This window comes from Parageobacillus sp. VR-IP, from assembly GCF_013357975.1.
Classification (GTDB): domain Bacteria; phylum Bacillota; class Bacilli; order Bacillales; family Anoxybacillaceae; genus Saccharococcus; species Saccharococcus caldoxylosilyticus.
Genome location: NZ_JABVYQ010000002.1, coordinates 340,355 through 365,037, shown reverse-complemented (window position 1 = coordinate 365,037; position 24,683 = coordinate 340,355). Strand labels below are relative to the sequence as shown.

General features: G+C 39.6%; 22 protein-coding genes. 20 read left to right on the top strand and 2 right to left on the bottom strand.

From position 1 onward, the window contains the following. Positions 1-3 precede the first annotated feature (3 nt). From HT574_RS07235 to HT574_RS07185, 11 genes are all read left to right on the top strand, one after another. Positions 4-1,140 (top strand): glycosyltransferase, encoded by a 1,137-nt coding sequence (locus tag HT574_RS07235; protein WP_175244055.1) that lies wholly within the window; start codon positions 4-6, stop codon positions 1,138-1,140. 12 nt (positions 1,141-1,152) lie between these two features. Beyond that, a complete protein-coding gene (locus HT574_RS07230; RefSeq protein ID WP_175244054.1) occupies positions 1,153-3,267 on the top strand; it encodes a bi-domain-containing oxidoreductase in 2,115 nt (704 codons plus the stop codon). 12 nt (positions 3,268-3,279) lie between these two features. Then, complete coding sequence (locus HT574_RS07225; protein ID WP_175244053.1) at positions 3,280-5,385, top strand: alginate lyase family protein; 2,106 nt, start codon at positions 3,280-3,282, stop codon at positions 5,383-5,385. 18 nt (positions 5,386-5,403) lie between these two features. Further along, a complete protein-coding gene (locus HT574_RS07220) occupies positions 5,404-6,636 on the top strand; it encodes a glycosyltransferase family 4 protein (RefSeq protein WP_175244052.1) in 1,233 nt (410 codons plus the stop codon). 11 nt (positions 6,637-6,647) lie between these two features. Next, positions 6,648-7,934, top strand: coding sequence for a nucleotide sugar dehydrogenase (locus HT574_RS07215; protein WP_175244051.1), 1,287 nt, complete (start codon positions 6,648-6,650; stop codon positions 7,932-7,934). 17 nt (positions 7,935-7,951) lie between these two features. Next, positions 7,952-8,560, top strand: a complete 609-nt coding sequence (locus tag HT574_RS07210) for a sugar transferase (RefSeq protein ID WP_175244050.1) — start codon at positions 7,952-7,954, stop codon at positions 8,558-8,560. A gap of 5 nt (positions 8,561-8,565) precedes the next feature. After that, the gene (locus HT574_RS07205) at positions 8,566-9,192 is read left to right on the top strand and encodes an acetyltransferase (RefSeq protein ID WP_175244049.1); all 627 of its coding nucleotides are present in this window, start codon (positions 8,566-8,568) and stop codon (positions 9,190-9,192) included. Positions 9,193-9,250: 58 nt separating this feature from the next. Next, positions 9,251-10,396 (top strand): DegT/DnrJ/EryC1/StrS family aminotransferase, encoded by a 1,146-nt coding sequence (locus HT574_RS07200; RefSeq protein ID WP_175244048.1) that lies wholly within the window; start codon positions 9,251-9,253, stop codon positions 10,394-10,396. Positions 10,397-10,474: 78 nt separating this feature from the next. Beyond that, entirely contained in the window at positions 10,475-10,639 is a 165-nt protein-coding gene (locus tag HT574_RS07195; RefSeq protein WP_175244047.1) for a YwzD family small protein, read from the top strand. A gap of 14 nt (positions 10,640-10,653) precedes the next feature. Beyond that, a complete protein-coding gene (locus HT574_RS07190) occupies positions 10,654-10,824 on the top strand; it encodes a LytR family transcriptional regulator (protein ID WP_175244046.1) in 171 nt (56 codons plus the stop codon). A gap of 166 nt (positions 10,825-10,990) precedes the next feature. After that, positions 10,991-11,257 carry a VanZ family protein gene (locus HT574_RS07185; protein WP_375154090.1) on the top strand — a complete coding sequence of 89 codons (267 nt, stop codon included), beginning with the start codon at positions 10,991-10,993 and terminating at the stop codon, positions 11,255-11,257. A gap of 76 nt (positions 11,258-11,333) precedes the next feature. Here HT574_RS07185 and HT574_RS07180 read toward each other — a convergent pair whose 3' ends face one another. After that, positions 11,334-12,176 (bottom strand): VanZ family protein, encoded by an 843-nt coding sequence (locus HT574_RS07180; RefSeq protein WP_175244045.1) that lies wholly within the window; start codon positions 12,174-12,176, stop codon positions 11,334-11,336. A gap of 726 nt (positions 12,177-12,902) precedes the next feature. Between HT574_RS07180 and HT574_RS07175 the strand changes: the two genes are divergently transcribed. The 5 genes from HT574_RS07175 to HT574_RS07155 all read left to right on the top strand — a co-directional run bounded on the left by HT574_RS07175 (position 12,903) and on the right by HT574_RS07155 (position 18,343). Beyond that, the gene (locus HT574_RS07175) at positions 12,903-13,823 is read left to right on the top strand and encodes a DMT family transporter (RefSeq protein ID WP_175244044.1); all 921 of its coding nucleotides are present in this window, start codon (positions 12,903-12,905) and stop codon (positions 13,821-13,823) included. Positions 13,824-14,447: 624 nt separating this feature from the next. Beyond that, the gene (locus tag HT574_RS07170) at positions 14,448-15,782 is read left to right on the top strand and encodes an MFS transporter (RefSeq protein WP_175244043.1); all 1,335 of its coding nucleotides are present in this window, start codon (positions 14,448-14,450) and stop codon (positions 15,780-15,782) included. 302 nt (positions 15,783-16,084) lie between these two features. After that, positions 16,085-16,450, top strand: coding sequence for a DUF488 domain-containing protein (locus HT574_RS07165; RefSeq protein WP_175244042.1), 366 nt, complete (start codon positions 16,085-16,087; stop codon positions 16,448-16,450). 89 nt (positions 16,451-16,539) lie between these two features. Further along, entirely contained in the window at positions 16,540-17,037 is a 498-nt protein-coding gene (locus tag HT574_RS07160; protein ID WP_175244041.1) for a macro domain-containing protein, read from the top strand. Between the two features lie 358 nt (positions 17,038-17,395). After that, on the top strand, positions 17,396-18,343 hold the full coding sequence (locus HT574_RS07155; protein ID WP_175244040.1) for an MTP-1 family protein: 948 nt from the start codon (positions 17,396-17,398) through the stop codon (positions 18,341-18,343). 279 nt (positions 18,344-18,622) lie between these two features. Here the strand turns inward: HT574_RS07155 and HT574_RS07150 are convergent, their stop codons facing one another. Next, a complete protein-coding gene (locus tag HT574_RS07150; RefSeq protein WP_175244039.1) occupies positions 18,623-19,642 on the bottom strand; it encodes a substrate-binding domain-containing protein in 1,020 nt (339 codons plus the stop codon). A gap of 637 nt (positions 19,643-20,279) precedes the next feature. On the opposite strand from HT574_RS07150, the gene HT574_RS07145 reads away from it, so the two are divergent. The 4 genes from HT574_RS07145 (at position 20,280) to HT574_RS07130 (ending at position 24,564) form a co-directional block, all read left to right on the top strand. Next, positions 20,280-21,350, top strand: coding sequence for a BtaManbiosPhlase (locus tag HT574_RS07145; protein WP_175244038.1), 1,071 nt, complete (start codon positions 20,280-20,282; stop codon positions 21,348-21,350). Between the two features lie 183 nt (positions 21,351-21,533). Next, positions 21,534-22,868, top strand: a complete 1,335-nt coding sequence (locus HT574_RS07140; protein WP_175244037.1) for an extracellular solute-binding protein — start codon at positions 21,534-21,536, stop codon at positions 22,866-22,868. Next, the gene (locus tag HT574_RS07135) at positions 22,869-23,747 is read left to right on the top strand and encodes a carbohydrate ABC transporter permease (RefSeq protein WP_175244036.1); all 879 of its coding nucleotides are present in this window, start codon (positions 22,869-22,871) and stop codon (positions 23,745-23,747) included. Further along, a complete protein-coding gene (locus HT574_RS07130; RefSeq protein ID WP_175244035.1) occupies positions 23,734-24,564 on the top strand; it encodes a carbohydrate ABC transporter permease in 831 nt (276 codons plus the stop codon). Before HT574_RS07135 ends, HT574_RS07130 begins: the two co-directional genes overlap by 14 nt. The last annotated feature ends 119 nt before the right edge of the window (positions 24,565-24,683 follow it).

Here is a 24,683-nt window from a genome sequence, read left to right as displayed (position 1 = left end):
ATAATGAAAACAGATGTAATATATTTAACGAATGCTTTTCCTCAGCAAAGAGTTTTAAAATGGGTAAATAGTTTAAACGAGCTAGGTTACAATGTTTATGTGTTTTCCTGCAGAAAAGAACAAAAAAAAGTGAGTACATTCGATAATAAAATGAATTTTGAAGTTTTTGGAAAAGGGAATTTTTTTGATTTTAATCCATATTCTTACCATCGTCTAAGAAAACTTTATAGATTAATAGATAAGAATAATATAGAACCGAAGTTAATAATAGTAAGAGATTTGTTTCAAAGCTATATAGGTTATAAATTATCTAAAAAATATAATGCACAACTCATAATTGATGTTGCAGATAATTATCCTGAGGTTTTTAAGGCGATTACAAAAAACAAGCTTATAAACAGTGTGTTATACTACTTTTTTAATTATGTAGAAAAAAAAGCATTATTTAGAGCTAATATTATTACAACAGTTAGTATGCATAGCAAGAATTTACTTATAAAGAAGCATCGTATTAATCAGGAGAAAATTATCCCTATAAGGAATATCCCTTTAAAAATATATAATAAAGACTTACCTATATGTAAAAAAGATAATAACAAGATTGTTTATATAGGATCTTATAATGAAAATATAAGAGATTTAAAAACTATATGTAGAACAATAGTAAGATTATATGAAGAATTGGGAATAAAGTTAGATATTTTTACTTTTGATAAAGCTAGGGTGAAAAATACCTTAGAAAGTGAATTAGGAAAAGACTATAAGAAATATATAAACGTACAAGATACAGTTAGTAATAGAGATTTGTTTCGAGTCCTTTCTGAATACTCAATGGGTCTAATACCACATTTTAGATCAATCGCTACTGACTATACCGAACCGAATAAACTATATGATTATATATATTCAAATATTCCAGTATTATCCAGCGACAATCCTACTTTAGTGGATTCTATCTATCGTTATCGTATTGGTGAAACTTATTCTCCAGGTGATACGGAATCATTGTATAATGCAGTGATAAAAATTTTGAAAAATCGAGAATTGTACGTTAATAATATCAAAAAAATAAAAGGGACTTTATATTGGGAGAATGATTTTAGACACTTATCAGATGAAATAGAAAAATTTATGTTATGAGGATGAATAACAATGAAACAAGTTCTTCAGAATTTAAATTCAGGTGAAACAAAAATAGAGGAGATACCTACGCCATCAATAAGAAGAGGTAAACTACTGATCAAAACAATTGCTTCTGTTGTTTCTTCTGGAACAGAAAGAATGTTAGTAGATTTTGGACGAGCTAGTTATCTCCAAAAAGCTCGTCAACAGCCCGAAAAAGTAAAACAAGTCATCGATAAAATTAAAACAGACGGTCTCCAACCTACTATTAATGCCGTGAGAACAAAACTTGACCAGCCTCTCCCACTTGGCTATTCAAATGCGGGAATTGTAGTTGCGGTTGGTGAAGGTGTAGAAGGGTTTAAGGTTGGAGACCGTGTTGTTTCTAATGGACCTCATGCCGAAGTGGTATGTGTGCCTAAGAATTTATGTGCAAAAATACCTGATAATGTAGATTTTGAATCAGCGGCATTTACAGTTATTTCATCAATTGGATTACAGGGGATTCGTTTAGCTCAGCCTACTCTTGGGGAGACTTTTGTTGTTATAGGGCTTGGACTGATAGGATTGATTACAGTTCAATTATTAAAGGCACACGGATGTAAAGTATTAGCTACAGATTTTGACCAAAATAAAGTAGATTTGGCAAAAAGTTTTGGAGCTGAAGCCATTAATCTTTCTTCCGGTATCGATCCTGTAGAATATGCTCAGAAGTTTACAAATGGGAGAGGAGTAGATGGGGTTATTATTACAGCTTCTACAAAAAGTAGTGAACCGGTCAGTCAGGCTGCAAAAATGTGCCGAAAGCGTGGTCGTATTATCTTAGTTGGCGTAACAGGACTCGAGCTTTCACGGTCTGATTTTTATGAGAAAGAGCTAACCTTTCAAGTATCTTGTTCATATGGACCGGGGCGTTATGATGTTGAATATGAGGAAAAAGGAAAGGATTATCCATTTGGATTTGTTCGTTGGACAGAGCAAAGAAACTTTGAAGCCGTCCTCGATATGATGGCTGAAGGTAAATTAAATGTAAAGCCTCTTATCTCTAAAGTGTTTTCAATTGATGAGGCTGTAGAAGCATATCGAACTTTATCGGAGGATAAGTCAGTAATTGGAATTGTGCTGAAATATCCTGAATTTAATGGGGAATTTGTTCCTAATACTACAGTAATGCTAAGAGAGAAAGTTACTTATTCTCCTCAAAAACCGATTATTGGGGTTATAGGTGCAGGAAATTACACGAATCAAACTCTTCTCCCTGCTATGAAAAAACTAGATGTCCAATTAAAAACAATTGTAAGTAGTGGGGGAATCAATGGAGTTCATGTAGGTAAAAGGTTTAATTTTGAGCAAACCACAACGGACGCTCAAACAGTAATTAACGATTCCTCCATAAATACTGTATTTATTACAACTAGACACGATACGCATGCTTATTATGTAAAAGAAGCTATCAATGCGGGTAAACATGTTTTTGTTGAGAAGCCGCTTTGTTTAACTCATGAGGAGCTAGAGGAATTGAAAAAATTAAATTACGACAACAAAATCTTAATGGTCGGTTTTAATCGGAGATTTGCTCCACATATTCAAAAAATGAAAGAATTGCTTGATACTACCGCACAACCTAAGACAATGGTTATGCTTGTTAATGCTGGCTACATTCCTGCCGATCATTGGACGCAAGATCCAAAAGTAGGTGGTGGACGTATTATTGGTGAAGCGTGCCACTTTATTGACTTATTAAGATTTTTAGCAGGAAGTAAGATTAAATCGATTCAAGGGATAAAAATTGGTGATACAAGTAGCGAAGTTACTGATGATAAGGCGACCATTACTATCACATTTGAAGACGGTTCTATTGGAACAGTTCATTATTTTGCTAATGGCCATAAATCATATCCTAAAGAAAAGCTTGAAGTATTTGTCGGTGGGAAAATTCTCTCGCTTGATAATTTTAAAACGTTATATGGATACGGATGGTCAAATTTCAAAAAAATGAAATTAAGAAGCCAAGATAAAGGGCATTTAAATGGAGTAAAAGCATTTATAAATGGCATTGAATCAGGATATGCTCCTATTCCATTGGAAGAAATATTTGAAGTTACTCAAGCAACTTTAGATGTTGCACAGCAACTACGCTACTAAGGGATGAAGTTTATGAAAAACAAATTGCAAATCATTAAAAACATGGGAGTAGGCTGGACTCTTTTTAGGACCAAATATGAAATAGAAAAAAAGCTTGGTTTAATAGAGAGAAAGTTCAAACCTATACAAATAGACAATAGTGAATTTATTAGAAAGCTTAAATTGAAAAATGTCCATGACGAAGAATCGTTTTCTTCATTTTTTAAAGATAACTTAACGCCTTTTTTCTTTAGGCCTAAAGAAGTGATAGAACTAAAGAATATTTTGGCTGAAATTAGAAAAGAAAAAAATAACGATATTTTAAAATTAGCGGATGATATTTGCCAAAACAAATTTCTCTACTTTAGCAAGTGGAGTGTAACATTTAAAGAAATTGATTGGCATTTAAATCCTGTAAAGCAAAAAAAGGCACCAAGTAATAAGCATTGGATTAATATCCCTGACTTAGGCAAAGATTTTGGAGATATAAAATTTATTTGGGAACTGTCAAGGTTCCCTTTTGTTTATGCATTGGTAAGGGCTTATGCAGTGACTGGTGATTCTAAATATGTTCGTAAGTTCTGGGAGTTATTTGAGAGTTGGGTGGAAAACAATCCTTTAGAGACAGGTGTTAATTATAAATGTGGGCAAGAAATGTCGTTAAGACTAATGGCGTGGATTTTCGGGCTTTATGCCTTTCTGGAGCATCCAGAGACTACACCCAAAAGGATTACAACTATATTGAAAATGATTTATTACCATACTGATCATATTGATCGGCATTTTGAATTTGCTTTAAAGTCAGTAAGAAATAATCATACGATTTCAGAAGCAGCAGGAATGTATACAGTAGGATTATTGTTTCCTTTCTTCGATAAATCGAAAAAGTGGAAAGAAAAAGGAAAAAAGTATCTTGAATTGGAAGGGCTAAGACAAATATATGTCGATGGTTCTTACTTACAGCATTCCATGAATTATCAAAGGTTGGTTGTCCAGGATTATACATGGGTCCTGCAGCTTGCTAAATTGAATAATGATGAATTTTCTGAGGAATTAAGAGAGAGAGTTAAAAAATGTGTATTGTTCCTATACAACAACCAAGATGAATATACCGGTAGGTTACCTAATTATGGAATGAATGATGGTGCTTTAATCCACCCGTTAGCATCTAATGATTATCTAGATTATCGACCACAACTGAATGCCGCATGGTATGTACTGACAGGCAATCGGTTATATGAAAGAGGATTACATGATGAAAATCTTTTATGGCTATGTGGTGTCGAGTCATTAGGTGTGCCATTGAATGCTCCTAAAAGGGGTTCTAAAGAGTATTCAATTGGGGGATATTATACAATTCGCTCGCAGAACTCCCATGGGTTCATTCGATGCACTTCCTATAAAGATCGCCCATATCAAGCAGACATGCTTCATTTTGATTTATGGTGGAAAGGTTATAATGTTTTAGCGGATGCTGGCACTTACTCTTACAATACAGAACAAAAATGGCAAAGTTATTTTAATGGAACGTCTTCTCATAACACGGTCATGATTGATAACAAAGATCAAATGGAGAAGGCATCTCGGTTTATATGGCTTAATTGGACAAAATCGAAAACTTTATGTTTTAAACAGATAGGTAATATTAACGTATTTGAAGGGGAACATTATGGTTATTTGCCTTTGATTCATCGAAGGGCAGTTTTAAATATTGAAGACAATTGGATAGTTATTGACGACATATTTGGCGATTTTGGAGAGACAAATCATAATGCTTCTCTTCATTGGTTAATAGGTACTAATGAAATTGAAACAGTAAGTGATGATAGTTGGCGTTTGCCGGTAGAAAAAGAAAATTTATATATAAGAGTTTTTTGCCAATCTGATTTTTCCAAAGAAATATATAGGGGATCAGATAACCCTATCCAAGGATGGCAATCACTATATTATGGGGAGAAAAAACCTGTCCCACAACTAAAGTTAAGTTTTAACATTAAAGAAAAAGCACGGATAATTACGGCTATTTCTTTAAATCTATCAGACATTGATTATCATAATAAAACGGATGTATTAGAAGTAAAAGGACAACGTTTTGTTTTGCAGGATATTGGTTCCAATAGCATTTTTAAGTTTAACTAAAGGTGTGTTAAAACGACTATGAGAATATTAGTGTTACATCAATATTTTTTAGGAAAAGATGATCCAGGAGGTTCTCGTTTCAACCAATTTGTTAAGTATTGGGAGGAAATGGGACATGAGATTACGGTTATAGCAGGAACAGTCCATTATTCGACAGGGAAAAAGGACGAGAAATATAAAGGCAAATGGGTTGTGAAAGAAAAGTATTCCGAAAATGTAACTGTTTATCGCACATATGTCTCAGAAGCTTACAATAAATCATTTCTTGGTCGTTTATGGGGATACTTTTCATTTACATTTTCTTCTTTGTATGCAGCTTTGTTTAAAGTTAAAAAACATCATGATGTAATGATTGTTACATCACCTCCGCTATTCGTTGGGGTAACAGGTATAATCACAAAAATATTCAAAAGAATCCCGATGGTATTTGAAGTGAGGGATTTATGGCCGGAGTCAGCTATTGATACAGGGGTTCTTACTAATGGTCTTTTGATTAAAGCAGCGTATTTAGTGGAAAAACTATCTTATAAATTTGCCGATAAAATTAATGTTCTAACCCCTGCATTTAAAAAAGCTCTAATAGAAAAAAAGAATGTTAAAGAAAATAAAATTATTTTTATTCCTAATGGTGCTGATACAGATATATTTCAGCCCTCTGAAAAGGAAAATTGGGTACGTGATAAGTACGGCCTAAGAGATAAATTTGTCGTAACTTATATGGGAGCACATGGGGTTGCTAATAACCTTGATTCGATATTAAATGTCTCTAAACTTTGTAAGGAATATAAAGATATTGTCTTTTTGTTAATTGGCGATGGCATGGAAAAGAAACGATTACAAAAAAGAGCTGTGGAAGAAAATATCGAAAATGTAATTTTTATCGATTCCAAACCTAAAAAGTTGATTCCTGACTTTTGCAATGCTTCTGATGTTTGTACAGCTGTATTACAAAAAGTGGATACATTTAAAACAGTATATCCTAACAAAGTATTTGACTACATGTCGTGCGCTAAGCCGATTTTAATTGGAATTGACGGCGTAGCCAGAGAATTAGTAGAAAACAGCAAAAGTGGCTATTATGTAGATCCAGAGGACCCAGAGGATTTTAAAGAAAAGCTCTTACTTTTATACAATAACCGTGCACTTTTAAATGAACTTGGCCAGAATGGTCTAGAGTTTGTTACGAAGAATTTTAGTCGAGAAAAATTAGCATATAAGTATATTGAAGAATTAGATAAAATTGTGAAATGAGGTGTATTCTTATGTCTAAAAATATTTGTGTTGTTGGCTTAGGCTACATTGGTTTGCCAACGGCTGCAATGTTTGCTGATTCGGGTTGGAATGTCGTAGGCGTGGATATCAACCCAATCGCTGTTGAAAAGATAAATCGAGGAGAAATTCATATCGAAGAAGTGGGTTTAGCAGAGTTAGTAGAAAAAGTTGTCCAACAAGGTAATCTACGTGCTCAATTAGAACCAACATATGCAGATTGCTTTATTATTGCGGTGCCTACTCCACATAATGAAGATCATACAGCCAATTTAGATTATGTTATCGCGGCAACAAAATCTATCTTACCTTATATTAAAGAGGGTAACACTATTATTGTTGAATCTACAATCCCTCCAAGAACAATTGATGATGTTGTTGCACCGGTTTTAAGAGAACAAGGTTGGAATGTGGGAGAAGACATTTATTTAGCTCATTGTCCTGAGCGTGTATTACCTGGTCGAATTTTAATTGAATTAGTAGAAAACACTAGAATTGTCGGTGGAATTAATGAGAAATCAGCAGAAAAAGCTGCGGAAGTTTATCGTAGCTTTGTGAAAGGAAAGATATTACTTACGAGCGCTGTTAGCGCGGAAATGGCTAAATTAATGGAAAATACGTATCGAGATGTAAATATAGCCTTAGCAAATGAGTTAGTTAAAATTTCTGAACATCTAGGAATTAATGCTCTTGAAGTAATTGAACTAGCGAATCACCATCCGCGAGTAAACTTACACCTTCCAGGTCCAGGAGTAGGAGGTCATTGTTTAGCTGTTGACCCGTATTTTATTATAGAAAAAGCTCCAGAACAATCTGTATTGATTTCAGACGCACGTCAAATTAATAATTCAATGCCTTATTTTGTTGTAGAGCAATTGAAAAAAATTGTGCCTGATAATCGTTCAAAAATAGCTGTATTTGGTCTAGCTTATAAAGGCAATATTGATGATATTCGTGAGAGTCCAGCTATGGATGTATTAAATATCTTGCAACAAGAAGGATATCGCTTAGGAATTTATGACCCACATGTTCAGCAAGAGCAAGTAAACTTTAAACTTTCTTCTTTTGAAGAAGCTATTTCAGATGCTGAATGTATTTTAGTTCTTACAGATCATAATGAGTTCAAATCATTAAATGAAGAGCAAATAGTCAATCTTATGAAAAAACCGGTTATTTTTGACACAAGAAACTGTGTAAAAGTACATGAAGATAAAATCACTTATTATAACTATGGTAACTTGCACGAAATCAAATCTTTACAAACACAAACTTTTAATTAAAGCAAGGTGATTTATATTTGAAAAGAGTTTTTGATTTTATTGTTTCTCTGATTGCTCTTATCATTTTATCACCGGTAATTTTAGTAGTTGCGATCCTTGTTCGCTATAAATTAGGCTCTCCTGTTCTCTTTAAACAACAACGTCCTGGATTGCATGGTAAACCTTTTTATTTGTATAAATTTCGCACAATGACAGAGGAACGAGATGAAAAAGGAGAGCTATTACCCGATCACCTAAGATTAACTCCGTTTGGGCAGTTTCTTCGGAAATATAGTCTTGATGAATTGCCGCAGCTGTTTAATGTGTTGAAAGGGGATATTAGCCTCGTAGGCCCTAGACCGTTACTGATGGAATATTTAGAGCTGTATACACCAGAACAAGCCCGTCGTCATGAAGTAAAACCAGGGATAACTGGATGGGCGCAAGTGAATGGGCGCAATGCGATTTCATGGGAAGAGAAGTTTGAATTAGATGTTTGGTATGTAGATCATCAGTCGTTTTGGCTCGATTTAAAAATTCTTTTTCTTACGGTGATTAAAGTGCTTAAATCCGAAGGCATCAGTCATGAGGGACATGTCACCATGGAAAAATTCACTGGCACTAAAAATGCAAAAAAGAGTGGATGATGTAGATGAATCCGATTGTCGTCATCGGTGAAGGCGGCCATAGCAAAGTGATCCAAGATATTATCTTTGCGATGGGGTGCTACCAAATTATTGCGATTTTAGACGATAAATATAAAGATGTTTATAATAGGGATGGAGTATTATATGGTCCGACTTCTGTCGTTTCGAGCATTATAGATAGAGATCGGAATACGAAGTTGATTATCGCTATCGGAAACAATCAAGTACGCGCCGAAATAGTAAAGCGGATTCGTGTTGATCATGAAAAGTTTGCTACATTAATTCATCCTTCTGCCATTATTAGCCCTTCTGCGCGCATTGGGGAAGGAACTGTGATTATGCCGAATTGTGTGGTGAACGCAAATGCGGAAATCGGTAAACATGTCATTATCAATACAGGGGCGATTGTAGAACACGATAATCGTATAGGGGATTATGTCCATATTTCTCCTAACGCTACTTTAACAGGTAGTGTCACGATTGGAGAAGGAACTCATGTTGGTGCGTCTGCCACAATTATTCCAGGAATAAAAGTTGGTAAATGGAGCATTATTGGCGCGGGTTCAACGGTAATACGGGATATACCGGATTTCAAAAAAGCAGTCGGATGTCCGACTAGACTGCTAGATTAGTGTTATAATATTTTTGTTAAGGAAGATTATAAATTTTGGGATATAGGGATGATATCGAATGAACAACAAATCTCGAATTTTTCTTTCCCCTCCTCATATGAGCGGAAACGAACAAAAGTATATCAATGAAGCGTTTGAAACAAACTGGATTGCTCCGCTTGGTCCGAATGTCGATGCGTTTGAAAAAGAGTTGGCGAAATATGTAGGTTCAAAAGGTGCGGCCGCGGTTAGTTCAGGGACGGCGGCGATTCATCTTGCGTTGCGGTTGTTGGATGTCCAACAAGGGGATAAAGTGTTTTGTTCCTCATTGACGTTTATCGCGAGTGCCAATCCGATTTTGTATCAAGGGGCGGAGCCTGTTTTTATCGATTCGGAGCCTGATACGTGGAATATGTCTCCGGTGGCGTTAGAAAGAGCGATGGAAGAGGCGAAAAAGGAAGGCAAGCTTCCGAAAGCGGTGGTTGTTGTTAATTTATACGGTCAAAGCGCGAAGATGGATGAAATTTTAGCGATTTGCGATCATTATCAAGTGCCAGTGGTGGAAGACGCTGCGGAGTCGCTTGGTTCTACATATAAAGGGAAGAAAAGCGGCACGTTTGGGAAGTTCGGCATTTATTCGTTTAACGGAAACAAAATTATTACTACTTCTGGCGGAGGAATGTTGGTTTCCGATGATGTCGAAGCGTTGCAAAAAGCCCGCTTCTTGGCGACTCAGGCGCGCGATCCGGCTCCGCACTATCAACATAGCCAAGTAGGATATAACTACCGCATGAGTAATATCGTCGCTGGCATCGGCCGGGCGCAGTTGGAAGTGTTGGACGAGCGGGTAAAAGCGAGACGGGCGATTTTTGATCGTTACGTGCAAGCGTTAGGAGATATCGAAGGAGTTCACTTTATGCCTGAACTGGAAGGCACGATGTCCAATCGCTGGCTAACGACGTTGACGATCGATCAAAAAGTGCTTGGCGTGACGCCGATGGATATCATCAATGCGCTTGCGGAGGAAAATATTGAAGCGCGTCCTGTATGGAAGCCGCTTCATCTGCAGCCTGTGTTTAATGGAGTAACGTATTACCCGTATCAGGAAGGTTGGAGCGTTTCCGATGAATTGTTTGCCAATGGTATTTGTTTGCCGTCTGGCTCCAGCATGACCGTTGAGGACCAAAATCGGGTCATTGACGTCATTGTCAAAACAATAAAATGATAAATAACCGTTTGCAAGCCTCCTGTTGAAGTTGTTCAGCAGGAGGCTTATTTCATTTCTACGTTGGAGGGGATTGTTGTGACGAAGAAAAAGACTCTGCGACCAGAAATCGAGCGTTTCAAACATATCTTAATCGAAGCGTATCAACGCGGGGAATTGTCCGCCAATATAACCGCGAAAGACATGGTTCGGGAGCTTGCTCATCAGTTAAAACCAATTTTTAAAGGGGATAATCATAAGTAGTATGGGAGGTATGTATGTCATTATTTCAACAGCTGCCAAAGTCCGTAAAAAAGACGATTCGCTATATTCTGCAGGATGTTCATTCACTAGAAAAGCTGGAGTGGATGGAAAAAACGATTCACTATTATATTCAAAAACGAAAGAAGGAATTAAAAAATGATTCGTTTAAACAAATTAGGCGATGAAAGGAAAAATAAGATGATTCCTTGGATTCTTGTATTCGCATGGGGTGGGATGATTGATTATTTTACGGAATCTCCTATGTTTACTGGTGCGAATACAGCAAGTTGAATTAGTGAAATCATACAAAAGCTACAATTAGGGCATGTTGATCATATCAATGATGGGTTTTTGTCATGGAATTACATCGTGCGTAAATTGGCGCATCTTTCGGTATTCGGCCTGCTTGTTGTTCTTGTGTGGAGAGTGTTATATCCATGGCGGTTTGCGATGGCTAGCGCTTGGATGTTTGCCATTATTTGCGCAGGTTTGGATGAGTGGCACCAGTCGTTTCAGCCGGGGCGGACTCCGCTTTTATCGGATGTAGTGATTGACGCGTGCGGGACGGGGATTGCTGTACTATTCTTTCGAATGTATTTGCGTTTGAAACGTTCCTAAGTGTTTCTTATTTTGCTAGGGAAGGCAGGTGCTTTTGGTTTTAACAGCGTCTTGGACTCATTTTTTATCACGTTTATTAAAACAATTCAGTAGCTACTTTTTGCATAATGGCGGCTTTTTCTGCTTCTTTTGCATCTTCGTATTCCTTTTTCAATACCTCTGCATCTTCCGGATTAAAGCCGTATTGTTGTAAATCGTCCTTCGCCGCTTCATAGATTTGTTGAAACTTCGCATTGATTTGTTTCTCCAATTCGTTGGCTCTTTCCACGTATTTTGAATAAAGGTCAGTTAATGTCATTGGTTTCGCTTTCCATTCGCTTATTGCTTCATCAGCTAGCTTTTCTACATTTCTATTCGCATATTGTTGTAACTCCTCTAGTTTTAAGCGATATTTCTCGATGATCGCCTCAGATGTAAGAGAGTTTTCCGTGCTTGTTGTTTCGTGTTTTGGTATGTCGCCTTGTGGAATATTCTGAGCATGGAGTCCTTTGTTGTTGACCATCGTCGGTGGTATAGGCTCGCTGAAAACGATCAGCCCGTACAGTAACGGAGAAAAAACAAACAGAATGGCAGCTCCTAACAGAAGGAAGTTTCGTTTTAGACTAACGTCTTTTCCTTTAGATCTTCGCCATTTTAGATGCATAAGAAGAGGAAGCAATACGCCAACAGAAACGCCGAGAGTGTTTGCGATTGCATCATAATATTCTGCCGTTCGTTCGGGAATGAGCAGTTGCCGGTATTCTTCTAACATGCCAATGAAAATGAGTGAAAACCAAACGGTACAAATGCGCTGCAATCCATTTGCGAACGGAGGAATGAGGCATACCGTGGCCGCAAGGGCAAAGGCAGTTACCATATAAAAAAAGAAATGTTGTAGTTTATCGACACCAATATTAAAAATCGCCGTTTCCAACATCATCTCACCTCATCCATAAGTATGAACAGAAAGCTGTGATGATAAACAGGATCTCATATAACTGCATTGTCACCAATAAATTGCGGTTGTCTGCACATGTTGTTAACACCGATGATAAAATCCACCATATAGCCGGCATAAAATTCCCCCACTTACAATAGAACCGTAGTTTCAATCATGGGAGGAGCTATGGTTCGTGATGACGAGAGGGAAATTTTCTATGTCAATTTAGAGGATTTCCTATAGTAGTTGTCAAAAACGATTTAAAATTGGATCTTACGTTTCTTTTGGTGAAAAGTAAAGATAATTGAGAATGAGAATCTTGAAAATTCTAATTTACACACTAATTTTCTCAATTAGTTATTCCCTATCACCAAGATTGCGTAAGAGCCATTTTATCATCGTTGATTAAACGTAAAAAAGTAATGCAAAAAGTGCTCTTCTAAGCATCGTGACGTTGATGGAGCGAGAAAATCTCTGTCTCGGGCACATTAGACGTTATTCGCAACTCATATTACATAATGGAAACAACAAACATGATGTCGTGAAGAAACACATACATATATAGGAATGGATCACGAACATTTTATAATCTGTTGAATATCACTTTGATTGTCATTCTGTTTAATGGTTGCTAGAATAATGCATGCCACGTTTTTTGGCAGAAGGATACATTTTCCTAAAATAGTTTTTTACGACTTCATGTTTATGCATGAGAGGAGTTCGGACATGTCGAAACTGTTCGTTTATATATCCCTCGTCTTGATTATGATGATCTGGGGATTTAACGTGATTGCCATCAAGATCTTAGTCGAACATTTTTCGCCGGTGATGTTAACGTCGTTTCGGATTTTTACTGCAGGGATCGTTGTGATTCTGATTTTGCTATTCATGGGGCAGTTGCGGAAATTAACTTGGAAGGAAGTTATGTATATTGGCATAGCCGCTTTGTTTAGTGTTGTTGTCCATCACCTTTTTCTTGCGCTCGGATTAACAAAAACGACAGCGGCCAATGCTGGCTTAATTTTAGGGCTTGTTCCGCTGGTGACATCGGTGTTAGCGGTCATCTTTTTAGGCAATCGGTTTACAGTGTTTCGGTTTGCTGGGATTTTTCTCGGGTTTACCGGCGTGGTATTTGTCGTGTTAAACGGCGAAAGCGGCATTCACCATGTGTCCATTGGCGATTTTTATGTATTTCTGGCCGTATTATCGCAAGGAATCAGTTTTATCATGATTAAAAAAGCAACGGTCGATGCGCGTGTGATGACAGGTTGGATGTTGTTGTTTGGGTCTTTGCTTTTATTTTTCATTAGTTTGTGGATGGAACCGAACGGCTTATCCAGCTTGGCCAACGGTACGCCATTCTTATGGATGATCTTCCTTGCTTCCGCTGTATTTGCCACTGCGCTGGGACATATGTTTTACAACCAAGCGATCCAACATATTGGTGCGGTGGAATCGGCGATTTTCATTAATTTGAATCCTTTGTTTTCTTTGCTGGGAGCTTATTTATTTCTTGGAGAATCTATTTCCTTTACACAAATGCTGGGATTTATTTTGATCGTGCTCGGCGTTGTCTTAGGTGGCGGTGTATTGGATGAAATCGATGCGCTTGCTCATCGCTCAAAAGTGATGGGGAAAAAGTGTTAAAAACGGAGTTTAGTAGAGCTCCGTTTTTTATTGTTCTTTTCCTTTTTGTGAGGGTGCCTGTATATACAGTATAAAATCGGTTAATCAGGAGAATTAGGGCCTAAACAGCTCTAATGTATAAGCGCCTGTCCCTTGTCGAAGGCTATTCCGTCAATGAAGTCATTGAAGTATGTGGCCGCCCGGCCGCCCCGGCGCGCCTCATCAAACTGAATGGAACCACCGTATATCAAGGTAGTGTTAAGAGGCCGAGAGTTAGTCACCCTTTCCTACTCGATTTGGCTAACCAAAGGCGGTGGTTGCGGGTGTTTTCTATCGAGCGTTTGGCGGTTTCTTTTGATGAATAGGGATGTATATATGTGATGAGGCAATGCCGTCTGGATCTTCCCCCATTCATTAGCGGAAAACGATGATGACACACAAATGCGTGATTATTTGTTAAAATATTAATTATATTCAAAAAAATAAAACGCCGTTTTTCGGAGCCGGAGAGGCGTTCTTTCGTAAAAAAGATAAAAATTTATTTACATCAATTAAACAAAATCACCAAATATGTGAAGTAACCTAATATATTAGAATAGGCGGTTTGCCGACCGTTCCATAACCGACAGAATGGGGGAGAGAGCAGTGGGGAAGATAGAAGATGCCTCGCCTTTGTATGAAACAAAGAGGCGGCCGGGCTGGAAGCTGTATGTTTCTTTGCCGGTTTTATCGTGGGCGTTGTATGATTTTGCGAATACGATTTTTTCTTCGAATGTGAATACGATTTTTTTTCCGCTTTATGTTTCGGAAACGGTGGGAAAAAGCGAGAGCTTGAACCAGATAGCCAGTACATTTATTTCGTATGCGAATGCGTTGGCCTCTTTCTTTTTAGTTGTATTTTCTCCTTTATACGGCACATGGATTGACCGGACTGGGAGAAGAAAGAAATGGCTTGGGATCTTTACGGCTCTTTCGGTTGCGGCGACGTTGCTTATGGGCGTTGCCGGATATTCGAACCGTGCGGATTTCATGTTTGGGTTGCCGGCGTCTTTTGTCATCACTGTGCTTTTATTTGTCGCAGCCAAGTTTTTTTACCATTCGAGCCTCGTGTTTTACGATTCCATGATTTCCAGTTTGGGGAATAAACAGGAAATTCCACTCATCTCCGGTTTTGGCGTTGCCGTCGGGTATGTTGGAACGCTTGTCGGGCTTGCCGTGTATCCGTTTGTTGGCGAAAAGGATTACTACCGGGCTTTTATTCCAAGCGCCCTTTTGTTTCTCCTCTTTTCTTTGCCGCTTTTTTTCTTTGTCAAAGAAGAAGCCGCTCTGCTCAAGCGAAAGGCCGGATTTTTTGCGGGCTATCGGGATATTTATGCGACGTTTACAGAAATGAAAAAGTATCAAAATATTTTTACTTTCATGATTGCCTATTTCTTTTTGAATGATGCGGTGGCGACGACGATCGCCATTATGTCCGTTTATGCCAAGGCCATTGCCGGGTTTACGGCGGGGGAATTTATCCTTTTATATTTAGTTTCCACCGTTTCTAGCATTATCGGTTCCTTTCTTTTTGGCTATATTACGAGAAGCAAAGGGGCAAAAAAAGCGGTTTTGTATGTCGGCATCCTGATGTGCATCGCCTTGGCAATAGGAGCGCTTGCTTTTTCCAAGTTGTCTTTTTGGATCGCCGGAAGTTTGTTCGGCGTCAGTTTAGGAGCGATGTGGGTCACTTCGAGAACGTATATTGTCGAACTTTCGCCGCAAGACAAGCAAGGGCAATTTTTTGGGCTGTTCGCGTTTTCCGGAAAAGTGTCGGCCATCATCGGTCCGGCGATTTACGGAAGCATTACCCTCCTTCTTCATTCGTATGGAAACATTGCCAATCGGTTGGCGATGGGGGCGCTTTTGGTGATGGTGCTCCTTGGCATTTTCTTTTTGCGGAAGATAAAGCCGCAGGCGCCAGCCGAGCCGGAAAGCTGACGGGAGATTTTATGGGCGCCTGTTCCTTGGCAGCCAGTCGGCGGCTAAATGGATACTTTATAGATGCAAACGGGAAAACCTTTAGCTTTCAGCTATGGGAATGAGAGAGAGCGTCGGACGGGAGAGGGTGTTCCTCCTCTCACAAGTCCGGCTATTTTTCTGCTGGATTTGTTAGATATGATTTAACATTTTTTATTTATACTGGAATGCGATCCGGCCAAACAGAAAGATTGCTTCCCTTTTTGTTTTGGGAAAGATGCGCTATGATAATTTTAAGAGAGTGTGAAGAGGGAGTGGGTGGAATGGCTGGAGATTATGGTTTAAAACGAATTTATGAACCATATGATTCAAAAGATGGAAAACGAATTTTGATTGACCGGATTTGGCCAAGAGGCATCTCGAAAACGGAAGCAAAAATTGATCTGTGGATGAAAGAGATTGCCCCAAGCCCCGAACTTAGAAAATGGTTTGGCCATAAACGGGAGCGGTTTCAAGAATTTTCAAAGCGTTATGTGACGGAGCTGGAAACGGAGGAACAAAAACAAATGCTGGTCAGGGAGCTGATAGCGATGGCAAAAAAAGAAAAAGTAACCCTCCTTTACGGGGCGAAGGATCAAGAATGCAATCATGCCGTTGTGTTACGAAACTTTTTAATGGGCCAACGCTAGAAAGGGTCCTTCTCCCTGACGGATAAGGAGAGAGGGCTGGATGGGCTTGGTGCCTGCCACTACGGACGACATAGGAAGGAGGAATGATTATGATCAAAGCCGTACATGGAGATATTACGAAACTGCAAGGCGTTTCGTACATTTGCAACGCGGCAAACGGAATCGGCCCGATGGGAGGAGGAGTGGCGGCCGCGATTCGCAAAGCCGGCGGCCAAGAGATTGAGGAAGAAGCGATCAAAGTTTGTAAGGAGCAAAATCCGATGCCAGGCGATCTTTATGTCACTCATGCGGGAACGCTTCCGTTTCAAGGAATTATTCATCTTGTGACGATGAAACAGCCGGCAGGACCGACGTCTTATGATGTGGTGCGAACATGTTTACACAATTTAGTCGCTTATTGCCGAAAGCAAGGCATTGACAAGGTGGCCCTTCCCGCGTTGGGAACGGGGGTAGGAAATTTGGATAAAACAAAAGTCGCCGCCATCTTCAAAGAAGTGTTGGAGCCGGTGAAAGACATTGAGTTTATCGTTGTTGATATTGACGAAGAATTTATCACATTATTCGCTGGAAGCGGCAATGCTTACTAAAAGAGCGGAGCACCTTCTTTGGTGTTCCGCTCTTTTGGTATGTTTATTGGTGTTTGTTCGGAGCGAAGCGGTGGATTCCCGCTTGATCAGTTTCGGCGAAAGTAGAATTTCTTGAAAAGGTTCGTTTTTTGTTTATGGTTAATTATGGTATTGCTAGAAAAAATTAATTTTTTAGAGTAAACAAGCATGATCAATAAAAGAATAATCTGTTATATATAAGGAAAATTTTATTAATGCCATCGAATGAAAGGTGTCGACTAAATATTTTTTGTAATGTGAGAATTCCTATTGTAATTTGTTTAGTAATGGAAAGCACAATTTCATTGATCATATATCATACACATTTGGGAGGTGTTTTATGTTATTTAGGAGGCCTTCGATCAAAACATGCAGGGCATTATTGGAAGAGTTACGATATGCGGCGCAGCCGTTTAAGGTGGAAAAACTAGTGTTTACGGGCGTGGGAGGAAGAGACGTGTATAATATTTCCGCGCCGTTTGAAGATGAGGGAGAGCTGGTCATAGCCGGCCGAGTGGAGTCAAGAGGTAGCGAACACTCGGAAGTTTATTTCTTTGTCCAGCGGGATGGGAAATGGACGCCGAGGGAAGGAGCGCCTGTTTTTGCCCTGCAGGATCCATTTGTTTCGAAAATTCATGGCCATTTAGTTTTCGGCGGGGTGCAAATTTTCCCTCATCCAACCATCGAGGGCACTTTAGGCTGGAGAACGGTTTTCTACAGAGGGAAGAATGTCGCTAGTTTAAAAGAGTTTGCCAAAGGTCCGGATGGGATGAAAGACATTCGATTAGTCGAGCTGAAAGACGGGTCGATCGGCGTATTTACGCGCCCGCAAGGAGAAAAAGGAGGACGCGGAAAAATCGGATTTACCCGCATCGCGTCGCTAGATGATTTGACGGCGGAAGTGATCAAAAGCGCTCCGCTCTTGAATAATCAATTCATCGATGAGGAATGGGGCGGGGTCAATGAACTGCACTTGCTTGCGAATGGGCTGGTCGGAGTTCTCGGACACATTGCTTATTTGGATAAAGAAGGCAACCGTCATTATTATCCGATGGTGTTTGTATTGAACCCGGATACGATGGAAACTTCGAATATCGAATTGATCGCGACGCGTTCGCATTTTCTCGAAGGCCCTGCAAAGCGGCCGGATCTTGTCGATGTCGTATTTAGCGGCGGGTTAATTCGGAAAAAGGATGGAACGGCGGACCTCTATGCGGGAATTAGCGATGCGGAGGCGCAAAAAATTACCATTGTCGATCCATTCATTAAATACGAAAGGCAGGAATAGGCATGCACATTTATCGGTACGAAGAAAATCCTCTCATTATTCGCTGGAAGCGGCAATGTTTATAAAAAGGAGTGGAACATCTTCTTTTGTGCTCCGCTCCTTTTCGTATGTTTGCATCGGCATCTTTTGTCTGCTTTCGAAGGCCGCTCCGCTGTCACCGCCCCGATGAAAAGGACTCCCGCGCAACGGCGTTTAGCGGGAGGCTGTCAATAATAAAGAAGAGACGGAATCCCAAATGTGTCGGGCCAGTCTCTTGCATGCGGCTTTTTTGGAGAAGGTTTATGATTGTTTTGGCGCTAATGCGGTCGATTCCCTTTTAATCAGTTTGGATGCGAGCAGGATTTCTTGGAATGGTTCGTTTTTGTTCTCCATTCTCCAGAACAGCAGCTCTACCGCTCTTCTTCCGTATAACTCCAAATCAATGTCCACGGTGGTGGTTTTTGGGGTCGCTATTTTGGACAGCTGCCCATTATCATAGCTGCATACCGATGCTTGCTCCGGTACTTGAATGCCTTGTTGCTGCAGGCATGAATTCACCAGGAATCCCAATCCGTCATTGGCGCAAAACCATGCGGTCGGCTGCTTTTTTAATTGCCGAATATATTGGAAGATGACTTCTTCTTTTTCTTCCGCGTTTTTAAAAATAAAATGTTCGTTTGGTTTAATTCCATAATCTTTCAAGGCAAGCAAGTATCCTTCATATCGTTCCTCGTAGCTTGGCGAATAATCGATATTGCCGACAAAAGCGATGTCCCGGTGATTCAGTTCGATTAAATGCTGGACGGCAAGATAGGCGCCAAAGCGATTGTTGGTTAATACGGCATCTGCCTGAATATTAGGATGATGGTGATCGACGAGTATGGTTGGAATGCCAGTGGCAATCACTTTATTAATGTATTCCGTGCTGATATGAGAAAGAATCAGGATCCCGTCTACCAGTTTATTTTCGATAAATGAAGGCAAAATAAGCCGTTCTTTTTGTTCTTGATTCACCGACTGAATGTGTAAGTTCATGCCCCGTTTTATTACTTCTTTTTCGATGCTCAAATAAATTTCTCCAAAAAAATTTTTAAAGGAAAATGTTAAATCCGAAGCGATTAATCCGATGTTTCCCGTTTTTCCTTGTTTCTTTTTCTTTCGCGGTCCTGGATATTGATAACCCATTTCCTCAGCAACGCGCTTGATCAGCTGCCGTGTTTCCTCGCTGACTCCCTGTTTTCCCCTTAATGCTTGTGATACGGAGTTCTTCGATATATTTAATCGATCTGCGATATCTTGCATCGTTACTCTCTTTTTCATCTTCACACCTACTATTCTTATAAAACATTCCATGAACCAAAGTATTCCATTTGCTTTCAACTAATATTGTAATAAGAATTAACCAAATTGGAAAGAAAAGAAACCATCCTTCCATCCATGACAAAACAGAGTTTTTTCGGCATCTTCACATGATTCCCGGTCTCAACGAGAAATAAATCAGCCAATGAATACGAATTATGTAACATTACAAACATTACATGATTTACATTACATTTGTAATATACATATATTTTTTTGTTTAGGCAAGCTTTTTATTTTTGTATAGAAATTTAGGAAGTTCAAAGTTTTGTAATGTAATTTATAAAAAAGCTATTGACTATAAGAATGAAAGGTGGAATAATTTTCTTGTGAAGTTACAAAAACAAAATTATATGTTTACAGATAGGAAATGTAACGTTACAACATTTTGATGCATCTGCATCCTCTTTTTACACCATCATTTTAAAGCGTTTTCATAATAGCGTGCATCTAGCATAGGATTTTTTAAAGGCAAAGATGCGAGACGATGCCATTCGTTTTTGGTTTGTTTCATTTCTTCGGCGGGAAGAAGGATTCGTTCCATTCTTTCATTGACTATAAGTTGATAAACGAATAAAAAGGTTGGAGGAGATTATTTATGGTGAGAGTCCATCGTTTTCTGGAAAATCCGTTAATCACTCCGAACGATGTGAAGCCATTTCACCGCGACCATGAGGTGATTGGGGTTTTTAACGCCGGGGTCGCCCAATACAATGGCGAAGTGCTGTTATTGCTTCGCGTCGCTGAACGCCCAATCAGCGAAGATCCGAATATCGTCAAAGCTCCTGTCATTGATTTTTCAAGCGGAGAAGGAAAACTGAAAGTGATCGAGCTACGTAAAGATGATTCGCGGTTTGATTTTTCCGATCCGCGTGCGATTCTTTACAACGATTTGCATCGTAGAGTCGCTTATCTTACGTCTTTGTCGTATATTCGTATTGCCCGCAGCAAAGATGGTCGCCGCTTCACCATTGATGAGAACCCTTTCATCTATCCGGGAACGGAACGGGAAGCATGGGGGATTGAAGATCCGCGCGTGACGCAGATCGATGATACCTATTACATTCAATATAGTGCGGTGTCGGCCGAAGGAATTGGCGTAGGGCTTGTATCAACAAAAGATTTTGTGACTTACGAACGCCACGGATTGATTTTTCACCCGGAAAATAAAGATGTGGCCATTTTTCCTGAAAAAATTAACGGAAAATACTATGCATTGCATCGTCCGGTGCCAAAAGGAATTGGCCGGCCCGAAATTTGGATTGCTGAATCAGACAATCTTCTTTATTGGGGAAATCATCAATATTTGTTAGGCCTTAGCGAAGAAGGCTGGGACAATGGCCGCATTGGCGGAGGCGCGGTTCCGTTTAAAACAGATAAAGGCTGGTTAGCGATTTATCATGCCGCTGATAAAAATGACCGCTATTGTTTAGGAGCTGTGCTCTTGGATCTTCATGACCCGGCCAAAGTTCTCGCCAAAACAAAAGAGCCTATTTTAGAACCCGAAGCGGATTATGAAAAAAATGGTTTCTTTGGCAATGTCGTGTTTACTTGCGGTGTCGTTGTAGAAGGAGATACCGTTCGAATCTACTATGGTGCGGCCGATGAATCTATGGCCGGCGCAGAACTTAGTTTGCAGGAAATCATGTCGAAATTAACGTATTTATAATAGCGATGAAGCATAGCGGCGTTTTTTATGGAAAAAATATCATCTGGCGGATGATGGGGGTGAAAATGCATACTCGGAATACAAAAATGTACAGAAACCATTCTAATGGTCAGGCTAATCACCCATTTTGGTATGCTTTTATTGTATAGGTTCATTTAAGCTTGAATAAAGGAGGAGCAAAACATGAAAAAGAAAGGGTTTACGAAACTCATCGCCGCATTGCTTGCCGTGGCTCTCGTTGGCACGGGCTGCCAAGGGCAAAATGGGAATGAAGGGAAAAATGACAAAGGCGGCGGGGCAAACAATGTGGTGGAAGTGGATTTCTGGGCCGCGCCTAACCCTACCCAACAAGGCTTTTGGAAAAAGATGGCCGATAATTATATGAAAGAACATAAAAACGTGAAAATCAAGGTTTCGCCAATGCCGGAAAGCCCTTCTTCTGAAGCCGGGATCCAATCCGCCATTGCATCAGGGAATGCGCCTGTGATCTCTGAAAATATTTCTCGCGGTTTTGCCGCCCAGTTAGCAGCGAATCATGCAATTGTGCCATTGGACGAATTTAAAGGTTTTGATGAGTTAATTAGCAAACGCCAAATGAAGGAAACGATTTCAAAATGGAAATTTGCCGATAACCATCAATACGTTTTACCTATTTATTCCAACGCGATGTTGTTTGGCTGGAGAATGGACATTCTCAAAGAGCTTGGATATAATGCGCCGCCAAAAACGTATAGTGAGGTTATTGAGCTTGGCAAAAAATTAAAGAAAAAGTATCCTGACAAGTTTCTATGGGCGCGGGCTGATTTAGTGCAACCAACCTGGTGGGCAAGATGGTTTGATTTCTTCATGTTGTATAATGCCGCTTCGAATGGAAACAGCTTCGTAAAAGGAAATAAATTTGTGGCGGATGACGAAGCAGGTGTAAAAACCCTTCAATTCTTTCATGATTTAAGCAAAAATGATTTGCTGTTGACTAGAAAAGCAACGGACCCATTTGAAAATGCGACAGCCATTATGGCAGATCTGGGGCCATGGACATTCCCGTATTGGGCTGAAAAATTCCCAGAAATGAAATTCAATCAAAATTATGTCTTATCTTTGCCGCCTGTGCCAGATGATGTAGATCCGAAAAACGCCAAAACATTTGCAGATACAAAAGGTCTGGTGATTTATGCTTCTGCCACAAAAGAACAACAGCAAGCAGCATTCGACTTTGTGAAGTGGGTATATTCAGATGCAAATAACGATTTAGCTTGGTTCAAGCAAACCAATTTACCGCCTGCGCGTGATGATTTATCAACCAATAAAGCGTTTGCGTCTTATCTTGCGGCAAACCCTCAATTGAAACAATATGCGGAAAATATTCCAAACGCAATCCCGCCTGTGGATAACGAAAAAGTAGTAGACATTCAAGAATTGATCGGCAAAGAAGCATTAAATCCGGTTGTCAAAGGCCAAAAAACCGCTGAAAAAGCCTGGAAAGATATGAAAAATGCCATTAACGGGGTGTTAAAGTAAATGAATAAAAGCACGGCAAGGGTGGGTTGGCTTTTGGCCAGCCCATACCTTATCTATTCGCTCATCTTCTTTCTGTTTCCGCTGCTATGGGCCGTTTATTTGGCTTTTACCAATTGGAACTTAATTGCGCCTGATTATGAAATGGTTGGACTGCGAAATTTTATCGAAGCGTTTTTTAGTGAAAGCGTCCGGGCTGCGTTTTGGGTTACTTATAAATTTATGTTGATGTTTGTTCCTATTGTTATTGCGGGTTCTCTCTTTTTGGCTTTGATTATCCATTCTTTGCCTAGGCTGAAAGGACTGTTTTCTGTAGGATATTTCTTGCCTTATTTGGCATCCGGAGTAGCTTCTGCCATTGTCGTCAAAGGGGTATTATCTTATAACAGCCCGTTCAACGCTTTCCTTCGCCGATATTTGGGCTTGGATATCGATTGGCTAGGTTCTCCGATTTTAGCGCCGTTGATCATTGCCCTTATGATGGCATGGAAATTCATGGGCTACTATGCACTGTTGTTTTTATCTGGTTTAGAAAGCATACCGAAAGAAGTCTATGAAGCAGCTGAAATGGATGGCGCCGTGGGATGGAAAAGGTTTTGGTACGTAACCCTTCCGATGTTGTATCCGTCATTTTATACCGTCACCATTTTAGCGGTAGGCCTCATGTTTGGAATCTTTACGGAACCGTACGTATTAACGGGAGGCGGACCAGATTATTCGACACATACATGGCAGTTGGAAATTTATAATCAAGCATTCCAAAAATTAAATGCTGGGTATGGAACAACCGTAGCGATCATCAACTCGGTGGTGACATTCGTGTCAGTTCTCGTGTTTAGAAAGGTTTTGGAAAAGTGGGGTGCAAGACATGGTTGGGAGTAAAAAAATAAAAACCACGCTGTTATACGTGTTGGCTTTTGTTGTTCTGATCATCATGGTGTTTCCTTACATATATATGGTTTTAAGCTCTCTAGCCCCATGGGAACAAGTGGACCGTAAAATTATTCCAACGAAGCTGACCCTGCGTTCGTATGAATGGTTATTTGCCGGCGGGGAAGATGTTGTTCCTAGACCATGGCTGCGCGCCTTTTTTAACAGCATACTGGTCACCTTGTCTTCTACTGCGCTCATGCTGGTGACGGCGATTCTAGTGGGCTATTCTTTAGCGAAATTAAAGTTTAAAGGCAGCCGTTTGATCAACAATGTCATTTTGTTTCAAATGTTTTATCCGGCGATTATCCTATTGATTCCGCTCTTTTTGATTGTTCGTTACTCTGGAATGTATGACACATATTGGGCCATGATCCTGCCAAAGGCTGTGAATTTGTGGGCCATATTTATGTATACGAACTTCTTCCGCAGCATACCTGATGAGCTGATTGAAGCGGCAAAAATGGATGGGGCAGGGCAATTAACCATCATTACGAGAATTGTCTTGCCAATGTCTAAGTCCATCACAACGATTATATTCCTGTTCCTCTTTATGGAAAGATGGGTAGAACTTTTATGGGATATGCTGGTGGTTAGAAATGAAAAATTGCTGACGCTAAACGTATTGCTGGCGCAGATGTTTGGCCCGTATGGAGCATATCCGGGGCCAATGTATGCGGCTTCGGTATTGCTGACATTGCCGATTCTTATCCTATTCATTATCTTTAGCAAAAACTTTAAAGAGGGAATGCAGTTTGTATTGAAGTAATGGCTGGCCAAAAATGACCAAACGGCGTTGTAGACCGGCTGCGATAAAGAATTCTTTATATAAGAGACCGCTTGCGAACGATGAATAAGATTCGGTCTCTTTTTCTTTGCGATGATGAG

What these genes read in the sequence shown, in the direction of transcription:
- HT574_RS07205 (WP_175244049.1), top strand. Translation starts at nt 8,566, where the DNA reads ATGAATCCGATTGTCGTCATCGGTGAAGGCGGCCATAGCAAAGTGATC.
- HT574_RS07155 (WP_175244040.1), top strand. Translation starts at nt 17,396, where the DNA reads ATGTTATTTAGGAGGCCTTCGATCAAAACATGCAGGGCATTATTGGAA.
- HT574_RS07160 (WP_175244041.1), top strand. Translation starts at nt 16,540, where the DNA reads ATGATCAAAGCCGTACATGGAGATATTACGAAACTGCAAGGCGTTTCG.
- HT574_RS07190 (WP_175244046.1), top strand. Translation starts at nt 10,654, where the DNA reads ATGTCATTATTTCAACAGCTGCCAAAGTCCGTAAAAAAGACGATTCGC.
- HT574_RS07235 (WP_175244055.1), top strand. Translation starts at nt 4, where the DNA reads ATGAAAACAGATGTAATATATTTAACGAATGCTTTTCCTCAGCAAAGA.
- HT574_RS07200 (WP_175244048.1), top strand. Translation starts at nt 9,251, where the DNA reads ATGAACAACAAATCTCGAATTTTTCTTTCCCCTCCTCATATGAGCGGA.
- HT574_RS07230 (WP_175244054.1), top strand. Translation starts at nt 1,153, where the DNA reads ATGAAACAAGTTCTTCAGAATTTAAATTCAGGTGAAACAAAAATAGAG.
- HT574_RS07130 (WP_175244035.1), top strand. Translation starts at nt 23,734, where the DNA reads ATGGTTGGGAGTAAAAAAATAAAAACCACGCTGTTATACGTGTTGGCT.
- HT574_RS07140 (WP_175244037.1), top strand. Translation starts at nt 21,534, where the DNA reads ATGAAAAAGAAAGGGTTTACGAAACTCATCGCCGCATTGCTTGCCGTG.
- HT574_RS07145 (WP_175244038.1), top strand. Translation starts at nt 20,280, where the DNA reads ATGGTGAGAGTCCATCGTTTTCTGGAAAATCCGTTAATCACTCCGAAC.
- HT574_RS07150 (WP_175244039.1), bottom strand. Translation starts at nt 19,642, where the DNA reads ATGAAAAAGAGAGTAACGATGCAAGATATCGCAGATCGATTAAATATA.
- HT574_RS07135 (WP_175244036.1), top strand. Translation starts at nt 22,869, where the DNA reads ATGAATAAAAGCACGGCAAGGGTGGGTTGGCTTTTGGCCAGCCCATAC.
- HT574_RS07225 (WP_175244053.1), top strand. Translation starts at nt 3,280, where the DNA reads ATGAAAAACAAATTGCAAATCATTAAAAACATGGGAGTAGGCTGGACT.
- HT574_RS07220 (WP_175244052.1), top strand. Translation starts at nt 5,404, where the DNA reads ATGAGAATATTAGTGTTACATCAATATTTTTTAGGAAAAGATGATCCA.
- HT574_RS07215 (WP_175244051.1), top strand. Translation starts at nt 6,648, where the DNA reads ATGTCTAAAAATATTTGTGTTGTTGGCTTAGGCTACATTGGTTTGCCA.
- HT574_RS07175 (WP_175244044.1), top strand. Translation starts at nt 12,903, where the DNA reads ATGTCGAAACTGTTCGTTTATATATCCCTCGTCTTGATTATGATGATC.
- HT574_RS07165 (WP_175244042.1), top strand. Translation starts at nt 16,085, where the DNA reads ATGGCTGGAGATTATGGTTTAAAACGAATTTATGAACCATATGATTCA.
- HT574_RS07180 (WP_175244045.1), bottom strand. Translation starts at nt 12,176, where the DNA reads ATGATGTTGGAAACGGCGATTTTTAATATTGGTGTCGATAAACTACAA.